The sequence below is a fragment of the Microbulbifer rhizosphaerae genome (assembly GCF_014191725.1).
Classification (GTDB): domain Bacteria; phylum Pseudomonadota; class Gammaproteobacteria; order Pseudomonadales; family Cellvibrionaceae; genus Microbulbifer; species Microbulbifer rhizosphaerae.
This window is the reverse complement of record NZ_JACHWZ010000026.1, coordinates 19,962-34,859: the sequence shown is the minus strand read 5'-3', so window position 1 is coordinate 34,859 and position 14,898 is coordinate 19,962. Positions and strand designations below refer to the sequence as shown.

The following is a 14,898-nucleotide window of genomic DNA, read 5'->3' as shown; positions in this document are numbered from 1 at the left end:
CATGTCATTAACATCATTTTATTCTTCCCTTTGTGCCCAGCTATCCGGCCTGCTGACCGATGAGCGCGACTGGCTGGCGAACACAGCCAATGCCAGTGCGCTGCTGTTCCTGGAACTGCGGGATATCAACTGGGCCGGCTTCTATTTCCTGTATGGTGATGAGCTTCGCCTCGGGCCTTTCCAGGGCAAACCGGCCTGCACCCGCATCGCCGTGGGTTCCGGTGTCTGTGGTACCGCGCTGGCCAGTGGTGAGTCGCAATTGGTGGAGGATGTGCACCAGTTTCCCGGGCATATTGCCTGCGATGCGGTTTCTGCGTCGGAAGTGGTGATCCCCCTCTATGCTGGCGGGCGCTGCCTGGGCGTGCTGGATATCGACAGTCCCTCGCTGGCGCGCTTCGATGCGGAGGACCTGGCGGGCCTGGAAGCGTTCGCGCAGGTATTGCTGGACCACTCGGATACCCCTGGCGCCTGATGGCTGTCGTATGGCAGCGGCAGATGGGGGGCACCTGCTACCAGGTGCGCCGACACGGTGCCAGCGTGCGCCTCTACAGCAACGGCATATTTCACTCCCAGTGGAATCCCCGCGATCCGCTAAAAGGTTCGCTCTGGGAACTGTTATTGTTGCCGGCTTTCTTCCTGCCGCCGCGAAAAATTCGTTCGGTGCTGGTCCTGGGTGTGGGCGGTGGTGCGGTGATCCGCCTGCTGCAGCAATTTGTCGAACCCGAATGCATTGTCGGTGTGGATCTGGATGCGGTTCATCTCTCTGTTGCGCGCCGCTATTTTGGTGTACGAGGCGCCGAGCTGGTATGTGCCGATGCGAGGGAGTATGTTGCCGGCAGCCTCGCTGCAACAAAACAAAATTCCTATGACCTGATAGTCGATGACCTTTTCGGCCACAATGAGAGGGAAGCGGAGCGAACGGTTGCCGCCGACCTGGACTGGTGTAAGAGCCTTTTGCAACTGCTGGCGCCGGATGGACTGGTAGTCAGCAACTTTGGCAGCCGGCGGGAGATGATTACCAGCGGCTGGCGCCGTACCGGGCTGCGCGAGCAGTTGGCCAACTGGAGTGCGGAAATGCCCCAGTATGAGAACTGTGTGTTGACCGTGAGCCGCCGGCCGCTGGCGATGACTGACTTGGTCACCCGGGCCCCGGGTGCCATCAACCCCCAGAATCCCCGCCGGCGGCTCAAATGCCGGCTTCGGCGCCTCTGAGTTATTTGATTGGCGCCTTTTCGCACTGGCTGTCTATACTCAGGAAGAGACAGAATTTCCCTGAGGCGGGGCGATGCGCTACAAAACCTTGGAGGATGTGATCCAGGAGGGAAGGGATTTCCACGCGAAGCTGGCTCAGCAGTATGGTGAGTACGAGCAACTTGCCAGCGATGAGCGTATAGAGTTGCTGTTGGACCAGCTGCGGCGACGGGAGGATTCAATGACCCACTCGCTGGAAAACTTCCGCGAGGATATTTCCCCCGGTGCTCTGCACACCTGGTTCCAGTTCGCCCCAGAAGGACGCGAGCAGGAATTCCTGAAGCGGGTGCGCAATCTGGATATCAACAAGCTGGACAGCATCGCCGAACTGGCGATGGATATCGAGATGTACCTGGCGGATCAATATCGGGACCTGTTACAGGGGGCGGACACACCGTCCGCCCGCGAAGCGATGGAGCGGTTGCTGGAACTGGAGGAACTGGAGGAGCACACGCTTTCCAGGAATCTGTTTAATCTGCGGGATTATTGAACCGGCCTCGTCGCTCCGTCATACCGGCGCAGGCCGGTATCCAGTGCCATATGGGTTCCGGCCTGCGCCGGAACGACGAAAGTACACCGTAGGGGCGAACACAAGATTCGCCCCTACGTCTTGAATTCGCCTGGGTTACGGAGGCGGTAGACGCAGAAGCCCTGATCCTTCGCAATCATTTCCACCTCGGCAAAGCAGGCCCCGGCTTTTTTCCCCAGCGGAATAAATTCATTCACCACAAACAGCGCCTGGCCGCCGGGTTTCAACAGCCGTGCGGCCTGCTTCAGGAAACGGTCGGTAAGATCCCCCTCTACCTGGAATCCCTGGTGAAAAGGTGGGTTGCAGATCAGGTAGTCGGCGATGTCGCTTTCCAGCTCATCGCCCGCATTGGAGGGAAGTACAACGCCCTGCAATCCAAGGTCCTGGAAATTTTTCGTGCAGGCGAGCAGGGCGGCGGCATTGTTGTCCGTTGCGGTGAACCGGTAATCACCCAGCGTTGACAGTTGGGTACAGAGGTAGCCGTAGCCGCAGCCCAGGTCCACCACGCTTGCATTGTCCACTGGTGGGCAGTGGGTGAACTGTTGCGCTAGCAGGGCGCTGCCGGTATCGATCTTGTCCCAGCCGAACAGGCCAGGCTTGCTGTAAAGCCGGTTCAGCGTCTCCCGTTGGCGTAGGTGGGAATAGTCCTGGTCGTCCAGCATTGTGCCAGTGGCAGTTTCGCCGGAGCGGATATTGGTGCTCGAGTAGTTCGCGCCGTGCTTCTGAAGATTTTTCCCGCCGGCAAAACGTTGTGCGGCCTTGGCCGCATAGGTTTTGATGCCGCTCTGCTTGCCGCCCAGCAGTATCAGTTCTCCACCTTCGGTGAGCGCGTCCGGTGTGCAGTTGATAATATGGTGCACCACCGCCTTTTCCTTGGATACCGGGTAGACGATACGGCGATAGCGCTGCTCCAGTTCCTCGAAGCGGAAGTCGTTAAAACAGCTGCGTCTTACTCTGCCTTCCGCCAGCTTGGCGATATCCCAGCGATTGCTGAGCAGGTCACCGGCAAAAGTGAAGCCCTCGACCAGTAATTCCTTGCTGTTCTCGTCGGCGATCCACAGGGTTTCTCCGGGGTCTTGTTGCAGCAGTTGGCTCAGCAGTGTGTTCATTGAACGGAGGCAATTTCTTCCGGGGTGAGCGGGCGATATTCGCCTTCAGGCAAATCCTCGTCGAGCTGGATTTCGCCGATGCGCTCCCGGTGCAGCTCCAGTACCCGGTTGCCCAGGGCGGCGAACATGCGCTTGACTTGGTGGTAGCGGCCTTCGCTGATGGTGATGCGCACTTCGTTGGCAAAGAGGATTTCCAGGTTTGCGGGTCTGGTGCGCTTTTTTAGCCGGACGCGTCCCTGCGTCCGGCCCTTCGGGCCGCTGCGCGGCTCAAAATCGTTCCTGACGATTTTGTCATCCGCGAGCCATATCCCCTTGGCAAATTTTTCCACCGCACTTTGATCAATTTTCTCCGCCAAGTGGGCGTAATAGGTCTTGTCACAGTGATGGCGAGGGGAGGTGATTCTGTGGGACCACTGGCCGTCGTCGGTGAGCAGTACCAGGCCGCTGGTGTCGATATCCAGGCGGCCGGCGATATGCAGTTTGTGCTTGTTGGGCTCGTCGATCAGGTCGAGCACCGTGGGGTGTTCGCTATCCTTGGTGGCGCTGATGTAGCCGAGCGGCTTGTGCAGCATAAAGTAGCGCGGCCCCGGCTCCAGCAGCGGCTCGCCGTCCAGGCACAGGGTATCCGATTCCGAGACTTTTGTGGCGGGATCGGTCACTACCGCGCCGTTGACGGTGATGCGCTCCGCTTTGGCGGCTCGCTTTACCTGGACGCGGGAGAGGTCGGTGACCTGGCTGACAGCTTTGTCTAGGCGCACGGGTTTTCCCTCTCCTCAACCCTCTTTCCAGAGGAGACACGGAGTGCTGCTCCCTCTCCCCTCATGGGGGGGAGGGCTGGGGAGAGGGGGATACTAACGGCCAATTTTGCGCTCGCCGGAATCTACGGACTGATAGATCAGGGTATTGATCGTCATGGGGCCGACCCCGCCGGGTACCGGGGTGTAAGCGGCGACGCGGTCCACCAGCGGGCCGAGTTCGATATCGCCGACGCCGCCCGGATGGTAGCCGGCATCCACGACCACGGCGCCATCCTTGATCCAGTCTGCCTTGATAAATTCCGGTCGGCCCACGGCGCCGACGACGATATCGGCGCGGCGGATATGCTCGGCCAGGTCCCGGGTGCGGGAGTGGCAGATGGTCACGGTGGCATTGGCATTCAGCAGCATGGCCGCCATGGGTTTGCCGAGGATGGGGCTGCGGCCCACGACCACTGCGTGCTTGCCGGCGATGTCGATTTTGTAGGCTTCCAACAGGCGCATAATGCCCTTGGGTGTGGCGCAGCCGTAGGCTTCTTCGCCCATGGCCATGCGACCGAAGCCCAGACAGGTGACGCCGTCGACGTCTTTGTCCAACGCGATGGCATCGAAGCAGGCGCGCTCGTCGATCTGTTCCGGCACCGGGTGCTGTAACAGTATGCCGTGCACATTGGGGTTGGTATTGAATTCTTCGATCTCGGCCAGCAATTGCTCGGTTGTGGTTGAGGAGGGCAGTTCCACCTGCAGGGAATCCATGCCCACGCGGCGGCAGGCATTGCCCTTCATCTTGACGTAGGTGGCGGAGGCGGGGTCGTCGCCCACCAGGATGGTGGCCAGGATCGGCGTCTGGCCGCCGCTCTTTTCCTTTAGCGCGGCAACGCGGGTCGAGAGTTCCTGTTCGGTCTTCTGCGCCAGGGCTTTGCCGTCCAGAACGAGTGCAGACATAGATGGTTTTCTCTGATTTGCGAAGGGCGCTATTTTGGCACAGCCCGAGGGTAATTTCCCGGCCGATAAACCTTCGCAAAAAGAATGGCTTAGCGACGTTGACTCCCCCGGGGGCCGCAAGTATTATGCGCGCTCTCGCAAGGGAGGCAGTTGCCGACCGGTGAGATTGCGGGGAGCTTTTTAAACCCCGTTGCCGGATTTGGCGATTCGGGGCATAGCGCAGTCTGGTAGCGCGCCTGCTTTGGGAGCAGGATGTCGGGGGTTCGAATCCCTCTGCCCCGACCAATTTGCACCGGGTATACCATGCGCCCGTAGCTCAGCTGGATAGAGCATCCGCCTTCTAAGCGGATGGTCGCAGGTTCGAGTCCTGCCGGGCGCGCCAATCTTTCGGGATGGGTTCGAAGTTTGGCTGCTCCGATTGGGCTCATTGCCGGATTGTAGTCGCAGGACTATTCCGGCCCATCAGCACAGCTGATGGGCGCCGAGTCGGCCGCAAAGCGGTGCTTTGCAAACGGCCGCCCCGGCCCTGCCGGGCGCGCCAATCTTTCGGGATGGGTTCGAAGTTTGGCTGCTCCGATTGGGCTCATTACCGGGTTGTAGTCGCAGGACTATTCCGGGCTAAATGCTCGGCTCAAATTCACAGCACTGCCACAAGGTGCTGACATATCACGATTTATGGTGGCCGTAGCTCAGTTGGTAGAGCACAGGATTGTGGCTCCTGAGGTCGCGGGTTCGATCCCCGTCGGCCACCCCATATCTTCCGGCCCGTTTCTCGGGCCTGAAAAGCCCGGCCCTTGTGTCGGGCTTTTTTGTGCCGCCGGGGTGGCCGGCGCAAGTGCTTTACGCTGCCTGGCTAATGTTCGATAATTAGCCATCGAGTGCATTTCAATAACTTTTAGTTATAAGGAAATTCCATTGAAGTGCGGTAAACAGAGGCCATTGAAGAGACTACAGGGGGGATCGGTGACAGCGACGATAGAACGCAAGGCAACCAACATCCATTGGCACGAAGGTGATGTAACTCGCGAGGATCGCGCGAGTATGCTCGGCCATAAGGGTGCGACTCTGTGGTTCACCGGCCTTTCCGGCTCCGGCAAGAGCACGGTAGCCGTGGCCCTGGAGAAGGCGCTGGCCGCCCGCGGGGTGCTGAGCTACCGCTTGGACGGCGACAATATCCGACATGGTATTAACGCCAACCTGGGCTTCTCCGCCGAGGACCGCCAGGAGAATATCCGTCGCGTGGGTGAGATCTCGCGCCTGTTCGCCGACAGCTGCGTGATAGTGCTGAGCAGCTTTATCAGCCCCTACCGCGAGGATCGTGAACTGGTGCGTCGCATGCACGCGGAGAGCGATCTGGATTACCTGGAAGTGTTTGTCGACTGCTCCCTGGAAGAAGCTGAGTCGCGGGACCCCAAAGGTCTGTACAAGAAGGCCCGCGCCGGAGAAATCCGTGGCTTTACCGGTATCGACGACCCCTACGAGGAACCGGCGTCCCCCGAACTCCACCTGCGAACAGACTCAATGAGCCTGGAGGAGGAGGTGGAAATAATGATTTCCAGTCTCCAGACCCGCGGCATTATTGCCTGACCTGCCGCGTCACGGGAGGCTTTCAGCCGTTTGAAGCCTCCCGAAGTCCCTCTCTGACCTCAACCCCTTATTCCTTTTATACGTACTCTTGTACGCCAACTCCCCGCCAGTTCGCCCGTCTCTACATATACTCAATTTGTACCAATTAGGCAGTCGGCTGTGTGGAGGCGGTTATGGCGGTACGGAGGGCAGGGATTCTCTCTGGAGTAGTGTTTGGGGTTGTGGGCCTGTTGATTTTCGGCGCCTGGTACGGCTATCAGGAGCTGCCCAGAATGCCGGGCGTGCCCGAGGCGCCGGTGGTTGGCGTTCCCGATGGCGCCTTGGACCACCAGCCGCTGCCCGCCTATTCCGGTGCCCACCCGCGAGTGCAGGAGCGCCCCCCGGAATACTATCCCTTCCCGATCGCCATCGGCGAAATCGGCCCGGCGGAGACACTGTTTGCCGGACCCTCCATCTATCCCTTCTATTGTGGTGAAAATTCGGTCACCGATCGCCAGCCGATGGTGGACAACCAGAAGGGTGAGGGGGTGCCGGTGTACGCCCTGGATGCTGAGGGCAACAAAACGAGTGACATCATCGGCTACAGCCGCGACTGCAGCCACCCGACCCATGTGACCTACTACTATCGCAGCGTGACCGACGGCGACTTCCATCCCCTGGAAAAGGCCGATGGGGACATCGACCAGGTCACGGTGAATGGCAGGGCTGTCGACTTTGTGGTGCGCCTGGAAACCGGCACTATCAACCGCTTCTTCTACGCCATAGCGGCGCTGAGAGGAGAGGGGGAGTCTCCCGAAAACCCCAGCCCCAGTAACTGGAACCGGCGGTTGATCTATCAATTCCGCGGTGGTGTGGGAATAGGTCGCCGGCAGGGCGATATCGGCAAGGGCGACGTTGTCGAGCGCCGCGCCGACCAGTTGGCGCGGGGCTATGCCATTGTCTATTCCACTGCCAACCAGACCAGCAATCACTACAATATCTGGCTCGCCGAGGATACCGCGCGCCGGCTCAAACAGCAGTTTAGTGCGCTCTACGACGAGCCTCTCTACACCGTGGGCATCGGCGGCTCCGGTGGCGCCATCCAGCAGTACCTGATCGCGCAGAACGCCCCGGGCCTGCTGGATGCGGCGATTCCCCTCTACTCCTATCCGGATATGGTCAGCCAGACCATCTACGTGTTTGACTGCGAGCCGCTGGAGTACTACTTCGATGTGGTGGACGGGGACAACCCCCGCTGGCGCAACGCCGAGGAGCGTTCGGTTATCCAGGGGCTCCCCGCCAGCAACAATGTCAAGAATCGCTTCCATCTTCTGGAGACGGCCGCCACTCTGTTCGACGGTCGCTATCGGGACGGCACCGAGGGGGCCACCGAGTGTATCCAGGGGTGGCGCGGCCTGGTCCCGCTGGTAAACAATCCCCACTTCGTGCACTTTATCAATAATTACGCGGACGATATTGCCCGCAACACCCACTGGTCCCACTGGGAGGACCTGCGCAGTTTCTACGGGGCGGATGAGACCGGCTATGCCAACAGTGCCTGGGACAATGAAGGGGTACAGTACGGCCTGCAGGCGCTGCGCGACGGCGATATTTCCATGGAGACTTTCCTGGAACTGAACGCCACTATCGGCGGCTGGAAGGCGCCGCTGGATCAGGGGGATGAGAAGCTGTGGTTCCTCAACGGCAACCTGTTCCCGGTGCAGTTTTCCGTGTGGAGCGACCACAATATGAACTTGGGTACCCTGGACCGGCCGGCCCGGCGCAGCCGCGCGAACGTCGATACGATCCGGGGCATCTATCGCTCGGGCCACGTCTTCCTGGGGGATGTGGAAATTCCCATTATCGATCTGCGCCACTACCTGGATGGCGAGCTGGATATGCATCACAGCCTGGCATCCTTCTCCAGTCGGGAACGCATTCGCCGTGCTCGCGGTCACGCCGACAACCAGCTGATCTGGGTCAGCCACAAAAAGTACACGCCCCTGGACGAAGCCCTGGACACCATGGACCGCTGGATGCGGAACATTATGGAAAATCCCCAGCGGGGCGTTGCAGCCAACCGTCCGGTGGACGCCAGCGACCAGTGTTTCGACAGCGAGGGCAATGTGATCGCCGCAGGCCCCGATGTATGGAACGGCGAGTGGAATCGCAAGGCCCGGGGCAAGTGCATGCGGGAGTACCCCATCTACAGTACGCCGCGCCAGGTCGCCGGGGCACCGATCACCGGGGATATCTTCAAATGTGCGCTGCAGCCCATTGAGCGTGCCCTGGCAAAAGGGGTGTATGGCTCCGCCTCCGAGGATGTCGCCGAGCACATAGTGGAGATGGGACGAATCTTCCCCTCCGGTGTATGCAATTACAACTATCCAGACGAGGGACGCCCGAAGGAGAACCTGATCCCCGGCACCGCGCCGGTTACCATCGCCGGCCACAAAATCGCGCCGGACTACCGCCTCTCGTCGAAAGGCTATGTGCAGGAGCCGATGTCCAAAGAGGCCGAACAGCCCGTGCCAGTCTCCCTGCCGGGGGAAAAGGCCGCCAGTGAGTAATCCGAAATTCCGGCGCGCCATTTGTTGACAGACCAATGCAATCCGGTATGATGCGCGTCGCTCCAGGGGCAGTGCTCCTGAAGCCAGTTCGGGAATCACCCCCGAGGCTGCAGTGATCGCGCCGAGATCTGTGCAGCCAGTGTATTTTTTTCGCGTACGTGCATGCTTACTGCATGTACTAGCGGAAAAAATATGCTGGCTGTGCAGAGATCAAGCGAGCGCGCAGCCTCCGGGGTGATTCCCGGACTCAGAAGGGTGGTTAGCTCAGTTGGGAGAGCGGCGGCCTTACAAGCCGTAGGTCACAGGTTCGACCCCTGTACCACCCACCATCCCCAACGGGGATACGCGGACCGGTAGTTCAGTTGGTTAGAATGCCGGCCTGTCACGCCGGAGGTCGCGGGTTCGAGTCCCGTCCGGTCCGCCATATACAAAAAAGCCCTTCTCGTAAGAGAAGGGCTTTTTTGTATATGGGGGATCGCGGGTGAGCCCCTCGTTCGACAAAATTGCCGGGAGCAATTTTGGACGCCGAAGGCGCCCGAAGAGCGAGGGTCAGGACAAATCTGCCGGGAGCGGATTTGGGCAGTATTAGCTGGCCGTGGGCCCGAGCCACGAGTCATTGCCCGAGTCAGTCCCGTCCGGTCCAGGTAAAGAGCAAAGCCCGCGAAGCGGGCTTTTCATAATTTAACTAGCTTCCAACTGAAAATCCCGTGACTCCCAGATACCTCTCCAGCCTGGACCTGAATGACTTCACTCAAGCCGCCCGCGAAGTTCCCTACCAACGCATCGACAGCGACCTGTTCCCCTGCGTAGAAGTTTGGATCCGCCGCGACGACCTCCTCGACCCGATTATCTCCGGCAACAAGGCCTACAAACTGCTGTTCAATCTGCTGGAAGCGAGGAAGCAGGGCGTCGATACCCTGATCACCTGTGGAGGAGCCTGGTCAAATCATATCCACGCCACGGCGGCTGCCGGTTGTCGCTTCGGTTTTAACACCGTAGGAATTATCCGGGGAGAGAGATCTCCCCAACTGAGTGCCACTCTGCAGGATGCAGAACGCTTTGGTATGCGGTTGCTATTCATTACCCGTCAGTCCTATCGAAGGCGAGATCATCCGGGCTTTCTGAAGGAACTCGGTATAGTAGAGCAGTGTCCTTTCTTTATACCGGAGGGCGGCGCAAACCTGGCCGGAGCCAGGGGAGCCCAGCTGCTTGGTCAAATTATCGACAATACGTGTCCGGTTAATGCGGATCAGGTCTGGTTAGCCTGTGGAACTGGATTGACCTGGGCTGGCGTTCAGTGCGGAATCGGTAAAGTGCCGGTGATAGCTGTCCCCATTCTCAAAGCTGCCGACTCAATTCGGAACGCGGCAATACAATGGCGAGTGACATTGGCAAATGGGGGAAAGCAAACCAGCAGTCGCTCTACCATTGATAGTCGTAGTGGCTATCACTGTGGTGGTTACGCCAAATACCCAAACTATCTGCACGACTTTCAGCAAACAGTCGAACGGGAAACTGGAATACCGTTGGATCCGGTGTACACAGCCAAACTGCTATATGGTTTACATCGAGAAATCGCGCTTGGCCACGTCCCGGCCGGCAGCAAAATCCTTGTTTTACACTCGGGGGGCTTGCAGGGGCGTCGAGGGTTGTTGGGTTAGAGCAAAAAATATGCAGGCGTCTATTATTTGAGCAGCGCTCCTGATTACCTGGACGGAGTTCGACTCACAAAACAAGCTCAGGCATAATCGCCTGTCACTGAAAATTCGGGAAAAATCTTCCCGCCAGTGCGCAAAAAATATACAGATGTAGCGTGCTGGGCCAAGGAACAAATCGCAAGGGCCCGGATTCGGGCACCATGGGGGAGCGGTGTCGGAATTCCAGAATATTGGCCTGATCGGCCGTACAGAAAGCGACAGTGCCGTCCTCTCGCTCAAGCGCCTGATGGCATTTCTGGAGCGGGAGGACTATGCCATAGTCCTCGAGGAAGAAACCGCCACCGCGGTTCCTGGCCACAGTGCCCGCGTCTCTCCTAAGGAAAAGTTGGGCGAACTTTGCGATCTGGTCATCGTGGTTGGAGGCGACGGCAGCCTTCTTGCCGCAGCTCGCGCCTTGGCCAAATTCAGCGTCCCTCTACTAGGCATCAACCGTGGCCGCCTGGGATTCCTGACTGATATTACCCCTGACAAAATTGAGCAAAAAGTAGGCGAGGTGCTGGCCGGTAAGTACATGGCGGAAAGTCGTTTCTTACTGGATATGTCTGTAACCCGTGAGGGTAAACCCATCGGCAGTGGTTCCGCACTCAACGACGTGGTGCTGCACTCCAGCGAAATTCGCATGGTGGAGTTCGATCTCTATATAGATGGGCAATTCGTCTACACCCAGCGCTCCGATGGCTTGGTTATCTCCACTCCAACTGGCTCCACTGCTTATGCCCTTTCCGGCGGTGGCCCTATCATGCACCCCAAATTGGACGCCATAGTGTTAGTACCACTGAATCCTCATACCCTGAGTAGCCGGCCGATAGTGGTAGAGGGAAGCAGCGAGTTCAAAATCGTTATAGGTGAATACAATATCGCCAGTCCACATGTAACTTGTGATGGACATGATCAGATTGCCACAGAACCTGGCGATACAATTCGTATTCATAAAAAGCCTCATCGAATGACGCTGATTCATCCGATAGAGCATAATTTTTATGAAACGTGTCGCTCAAAGCTGGGTTGGACCAGTTAGCACTAAAGGTGTCGGGAGGTTGAGCATGCCGATGAAAGCCTTGGCTACATTTTAACCATTGGATATGTTGCTTGAGCTTGCCATGGAAATCCCTTACCATCCGTTCACTCGATGAACGCAGTGCTTAAGCTATATTTGAGCCGCTCTCGGTTAACTAAAGTGCTGACGCGTAATGTGATAGGAAAGCATGCGCGAGGATGTATGTTTGGCTCACCGCCACCACACAAAAAAGCAGTACTTGGCCTGATGCTTACTGACGAATACCGCTACAAAGTTCTGAAACTACTGGCCGATAATCCCTGCCTCAGCCAGCGCGAGCTCGCGCGCGAACTCGGCATTAGCCTGGGCAAAGTCAACTACTGTCTCAAAGCTCTGATCGACATTGGTATGATCAAAGTCAATAACTTCAAGAATAGCCACAACAAGCAGGCTTACGTCTACCTTCTCACGCCCAAAGGTATCGAAGATAAAGCCAAAGTTACTGTGCGCTTCCTCAACCGCAAGTTGGAGGAGCACCAAGTCCTGCAGCAGGAAATCGAAGCTCTACGCCAAGAAGTAATAGAGGAAGAGCATACAACGCAAGGCGAGAAACTCCTCCAATGACTAAGTGGTACCTCGTCCAGTGCAAACCCCAGGCCGCATACCGGGCCGAACTTAACCTGCGCAACCAACAGTTTGAATGCTTCTTGCCCACTCACCGGGTTCGGCGCAAACGTGCAGGCACGTTGCGGTGGGTTACGGAGCCAATGTTCCCGCACTATCTGTTTATACAGCTTAACGAAGACAGCAACTGGCGTGTCATCCGTTCCACCCGCGGGGTTGCGAGGGTCGTCAGCTTCAATGGCCAGCCCTGCCCGGTGCCGGAAGGCATAGTGACAGGCCTACAGGAGCGATGCGCCGAGCTCAATAGCATCGAGCCGGCCCAATTATACAAGCCCGGCGATACAGCCTTTATTACTGAGGGTTGCTTTAAAGACCTGGAGGCCATCGTCCAAGCCGTCAAGGGCGAAGAGCGGGTGATTCTGCTGCTCAACCTGCTCAATCGCAACCAGACCATAGAGATCCCGCTGGGCGCCATTAGCTGCACCCGGTAAAAGAGCGCGGATCAGCTCTGCGCGCCGTGCCAACAGCAGAGACCCATTGGTGATGCCGCCATAAACAAGGTAGGGCGGTAGCGTACCTAAATATCCGCAATCGGACAAACCTGTGTCTACACGGCTTGAAGAAGTCATGAACATAGTATTGCCGAACGGTAAAATAACTAACACCTCAGATGCCCAATAACCATGAAAAGAATAGCCATCGCAGGAACCGGCTATGTAGGTCTTTCCAACGCCCTACTATTGGCTCAACACAACGAAGTTACGGCCCTTGATATAGTCCCGGAAAAGGTCGAGATGCTAAACCGCAAGTACTCGCCCTTCGTCGACGTGGAGATTGAAGATTTTCTGCAAAACCACGACCTGAACTTCCGCGCTACGTTGAACAAGGCTGAAGCTTACGATGGGGCGCAGTTCGTGATTATCGCCACGCCCACAGATTATGACCCGGAAACGAACTACTTTGATACCAAAAGCGTAGAGGCTGTCATCAGAGATGTGTTGGAGGTCAACCCCGACGCGGTAATGATTATTAAATCTACCGTGCCCGTAGGTTATACCCAGGGAGTCTGCGAAAAATTCAATATCCAAAACATCATCTTCTCGCCTGAGTTTCTGCGTGAAGGTAAAGCGTTACACGACAATCTCTACCCCTCGCGCATTGTTATTGGAGAGCGCTCAGAACGGGCGGAACAGTTTGCCGCTCTTCTACAGCAGGGCGCTATCAAAAAAGATGTGCCGACACTCTTTACCGATAGCACAGAAGCCGAGGCAATCAAGCTGTTCTCCAACACCTATCTGGCTATGCGAGTTGCCTACTTTAACGAGCTTGACACATACGCCGAGACTCACGGCCTGAATGCTCGGCAGATCATTGACGGGGTAGGACTGGACCCGCGTATCGGCAGCCATTACAACAACCCCTCGTTCGGTTATGGTGGTTACTGTCTGCCCAAAGACACCAAGCAACTGCTGGCCAACTACAACGACGTACCTAACAATTTGATCAAAGCTATTGTCGATGCCAACACAACGCGCAAAGACTTTATTGCCGAGGCCGTCCTCAAGCGTGACCCCACAACTGTAGGAGTATACCGGCTGATTATGAAGGCTGGATCTGACAACTTTCGTACCAGCGCCATGCAAGGCGTGATGAAACGTATTAAAGCTAAAGGTATTAACGTCATTGTCTATGAGCCCGCGCTAAACCAGAAGGAGTTTTTTCATTCTCCGGTGATAAATGACCTGTTTGTATTTAAACAGCAGGCAGACATCATCCTGGCCAACCGCCTTGTTGAAGAGCTTGAAGATGTGGAGCACAAAGTTTACTCGCGAGATCTGTTCGGCAGTGACTAACCCCTATTTAAAATTAGGAATTAAATTGAGCGCTTCAGGAGCTATGCCAGAATGACCCTTACCATCGGTGCAATGCCCAGCAGCCAATGGCAACATATTATCCCCCTCTTGGAATGTCTTGGCTGGCAGTCACAAGCTAACGATCCTGAAAGGTGGTATCAAGATGAACAGGCCGTTATCACCCTGCCAACTGATGGTCGTTATCTTCTGCTATACACAAGACCAGAAGTGGTGATCACACAGGCCATTGATAAAGAACAGCACCCAATCGCCGCTTTGAAGCAATGGCAGGATACCGCTTTGCATCTATTAAATTTTTACAAGCGCTATTCCAACTGCTCAATCCTTGTGGAAATTGTTGGTGCACTTCAGTATCCGCAAAACTCTCTTGAGGAAATCAGCAAACGCCTGAACCTAACAGTTGAGAGCGAGGTGCCTGAACTAAGTACTCCAGTTGAAACTCCAGCCTTATATCAACTATTGGCCTGCCAGCTTGTTGTTCAAACTCCAGCAATTGATAATATATTGGCTGAACTGAAGGCTTGCTCTTTTCTGCTCAGCGAAGGTACCCTGGCGGCCCCTAGATTAGATATTGCCATGTTGCACCAGCAGTTATTAGCCAAGGATGAAATCGAGCTGCAAAATAAAACCGCTTTAAAATCTGAGGAAGAAAAAAATGAGCTCATTCTATGGCAATTGCATCAGACACAAGTAGAGCTTGAAAAGCTTTATCAGCAAATCGAAACTAAGCGACAAATATCCGTGAAAGGCACGGGCGGCAGTAGATTGATCAGAAAGATCGATGGGTATTTCAAGCGAGCGTTAGATGCAATCTATGCATTATTAATCAAACTAATTCGGCCTCAAAATAGCATTATCTGGAAAATCACTGCACCCGCTAGGTTCTTAATAAGATCACTTCGAACAGCTTGGGCTAAGCAGAGAAATGCTAAAAAATTTAGATGGAATTGATACGCTATT

The 14,898-nt window shown here is 56.5% G+C and carries 14 protein-coding genes and 5 tRNA genes; 16 read left to right on the top strand and 3 right to left on the bottom strand.

Annotation, left to right across the window (positions count from 1 at the left end; genetic code table 11):
- Position 1: 1 nt before the first annotated feature.
- From FHS09_RS19830 to FHS09_RS19820, 3 genes are all read left to right on the top strand, one after another.
- Positions 2 to 472 carry a GAF domain-containing protein gene (locus tag FHS09_RS19830; protein WP_183463172.1) on the top strand — a complete coding sequence of 157 codons (471 nt, stop codon included), beginning with the start codon at positions 2 to 4 and terminating at the stop codon, positions 470 to 472.
- On the top strand, positions 472 to 1,212 hold the full coding sequence (locus tag FHS09_RS19825) for a spermidine synthase (protein WP_183463170.1): 741 nt from the start codon (positions 472 to 474) through the stop codon (positions 1,210 to 1,212). Before FHS09_RS19830 ends, FHS09_RS19825 begins: the two co-directional genes overlap by 1 nt.
- Before the next feature lie 73 nt (positions 1,213 to 1,285).
- Positions 1,286 to 1,741 carry a hypothetical protein gene (locus FHS09_RS19820; RefSeq protein WP_183463168.1) on the top strand — a complete coding sequence of 152 codons (456 nt, stop codon included), beginning with the start codon at positions 1,286 to 1,288 and terminating at the stop codon, positions 1,739 to 1,741.
- Positions 1,742 to 1,854: 113 nt separating this feature from the next.
- Here FHS09_RS19820 and FHS09_RS19815 read toward each other — a convergent pair whose 3' ends face one another.
- The 3 genes from FHS09_RS19815 to folD form a co-directional block, all read right to left on the bottom strand.
- Complete coding sequence (locus tag FHS09_RS19815; protein WP_183463166.1) at positions 1,855 to 2,889, bottom strand: class I SAM-dependent methyltransferase; 1,035 nt, start codon at positions 2,887 to 2,889, stop codon at positions 1,855 to 1,857.
- Positions 2,886 to 3,647: a pseudouridine synthase gene (locus FHS09_RS19810; protein WP_183463164.1), complete on the bottom strand. Its 762-nt coding sequence runs from the start codon at positions 3,645 to 3,647 to the stop codon at positions 2,886 to 2,888. Before FHS09_RS19810 ends, FHS09_RS19815 begins: the two co-directional genes overlap by 4 nt.
- A gap of 93 nt (positions 3,648 to 3,740) precedes the next feature.
- Positions 3,741 to 4,589: a bifunctional methylenetetrahydrofolate dehydrogenase/methenyltetrahydrofolate cyclohydrolase FolD gene (gene folD, locus FHS09_RS19805; protein WP_183463162.1), complete on the bottom strand. Its 849-nt coding sequence runs from the start codon at positions 4,587 to 4,589 to the stop codon at positions 3,741 to 3,743.
- A gap of 208 nt (positions 4,590 to 4,797) precedes the next feature.
- Here folD and FHS09_RS19800 point away from each other — a divergent pair.
- The 13 genes from FHS09_RS19800 to FHS09_RS19740 all read left to right on the top strand — a co-directional run bounded on the left by FHS09_RS19800 (position 4,798) and on the right by FHS09_RS19740 (position 14,889).
- A tRNA-Pro gene (locus FHS09_RS19800) sits at positions 4,798 to 4,874 on the top strand.
- A gap of 20 nt (positions 4,875 to 4,894) precedes the next feature.
- Positions 4,895 to 4,971 (top strand) — tRNA-Arg (locus FHS09_RS19795).
- 296 nt (positions 4,972 to 5,267) lie between these two features.
- Positions 5,268 to 5,343 (top strand) — tRNA-His (locus FHS09_RS19790).
- Positions 5,344 to 5,552: 209 nt separating this feature from the next.
- Positions 5,553 to 6,176 (top strand): adenylyl-sulfate kinase, encoded by a 624-nt coding sequence (gene cysC / locus FHS09_RS19785; protein WP_183463160.1) that lies wholly within the window; start codon positions 5,553 to 5,555, stop codon positions 6,174 to 6,176.
- 173 nt (positions 6,177 to 6,349) lie between these two features.
- Positions 6,350 to 8,725: a DUF6351 family protein gene (locus tag FHS09_RS19780; protein WP_183463158.1), complete on the top strand. Its 2,376-nt coding sequence runs from the start codon at positions 6,350 to 6,352 to the stop codon at positions 8,723 to 8,725.
- 253 nt (positions 8,726 to 8,978) lie between these two features.
- A tRNA-Val gene (locus tag FHS09_RS19775) sits at positions 8,979 to 9,054 on the top strand.
- 18 nt (positions 9,055 to 9,072) lie between these two features.
- Positions 9,073 to 9,149: transfer RNA gene (locus tag FHS09_RS19770), tRNA-Asp, on the top strand.
- A gap of 283 nt (positions 9,150 to 9,432) precedes the next feature.
- Positions 9,433 to 10,386, top strand: coding sequence for a pyridoxal-phosphate dependent enzyme (locus tag FHS09_RS19765; protein WP_183463155.1), 954 nt, complete (start codon positions 9,433 to 9,435; stop codon positions 10,384 to 10,386).
- Positions 10,387 to 10,594: 208 nt separating this feature from the next.
- Positions 10,595 to 11,461, top strand: a complete 867-nt coding sequence (locus FHS09_RS19760; RefSeq protein WP_183463153.1) for an NAD(+) kinase — start codon at positions 10,595 to 10,597, stop codon at positions 11,459 to 11,461.
- 201 nt (positions 11,462 to 11,662) lie between these two features.
- Entirely contained in the window at positions 11,663 to 12,064 is a 402-nt protein-coding gene (locus FHS09_RS19755; protein ID WP_246395158.1) for a MarR family EPS-associated transcriptional regulator, read from the top strand.
- Entirely contained in the window at positions 12,061 to 12,555 is a 495-nt protein-coding gene (gene rfaH / locus FHS09_RS19750; protein ID WP_183463151.1) for a transcription/translation regulatory transformer protein RfaH, read from the top strand. The genes FHS09_RS19755 and rfaH overlap by 4 nt, the downstream gene beginning before the upstream one ends.
- Before the next feature lie 192 nt (positions 12,556 to 12,747).
- On the top strand, positions 12,748 to 13,917 hold the full coding sequence (locus tag FHS09_RS19745; RefSeq protein WP_183463149.1) for a nucleotide sugar dehydrogenase: 1,170 nt from the start codon (positions 12,748 to 12,750) through the stop codon (positions 13,915 to 13,917).
- 51 nt (positions 13,918 to 13,968) lie between these two features.
- Entirely contained in the window at positions 13,969 to 14,889 is a 921-nt protein-coding gene (locus tag FHS09_RS19740) for a hypothetical protein (RefSeq protein WP_183463147.1), read from the top strand.
- Positions 14,890 to 14,898: the final 9 nt, after the last annotated feature.

Bases quoted from the DNA above. Each gene is read 5' to 3' on its own strand.
- FHS09_RS19830 (WP_183463172.1), top strand. From the start codon at position 2: ATGTCATTAACATCATTTTATTCTTCCCTTTGTGCCCAGCTATCCGGC.
- FHS09_RS19825 (WP_183463170.1), top strand. From the start codon at position 472: ATGGCTGTCGTATGGCAGCGGCAGATGGGGGGCACCTGCTACCAGGTG.
- FHS09_RS19820 (WP_183463168.1), top strand. From the start codon at position 1,286: ATGCGCTACAAAACCTTGGAGGATGTGATCCAGGAGGGAAGGGATTTC.
- FHS09_RS19815 (WP_183463166.1), bottom strand. From the start codon at position 2,889: ATGAACACACTGCTGAGCCAACTGCTGCAACAAGACCCCGGAGAAACC.
- folD (WP_183463162.1), bottom strand. From the start codon at position 4,589: ATGTCTGCACTCGTTCTGGACGGCAAAGCCCTGGCGCAGAAGACCGAA.
- FHS09_RS19780 (WP_183463158.1), top strand. From the start codon at position 6,350: ATGGCGGTACGGAGGGCAGGGATTCTCTCTGGAGTAGTGTTTGGGGTT.
- FHS09_RS19755 (WP_246395158.1), top strand. From the start codon at position 11,663: ATGTTTGGCTCACCGCCACCACACAAAAAAGCAGTACTTGGCCTGATG.
- rfaH (WP_183463151.1), top strand. From the start codon at position 12,061: ATGACTAAGTGGTACCTCGTCCAGTGCAAACCCCAGGCCGCATACCGG.
- FHS09_RS19745 (WP_183463149.1), top strand. From the start codon at position 12,748: ATGAAAAGAATAGCCATCGCAGGAACCGGCTATGTAGGTCTTTCCAAC.
- FHS09_RS19740 (WP_183463147.1), top strand. From the start codon at position 13,969: ATGACCCTTACCATCGGTGCAATGCCCAGCAGCCAATGGCAACATATT.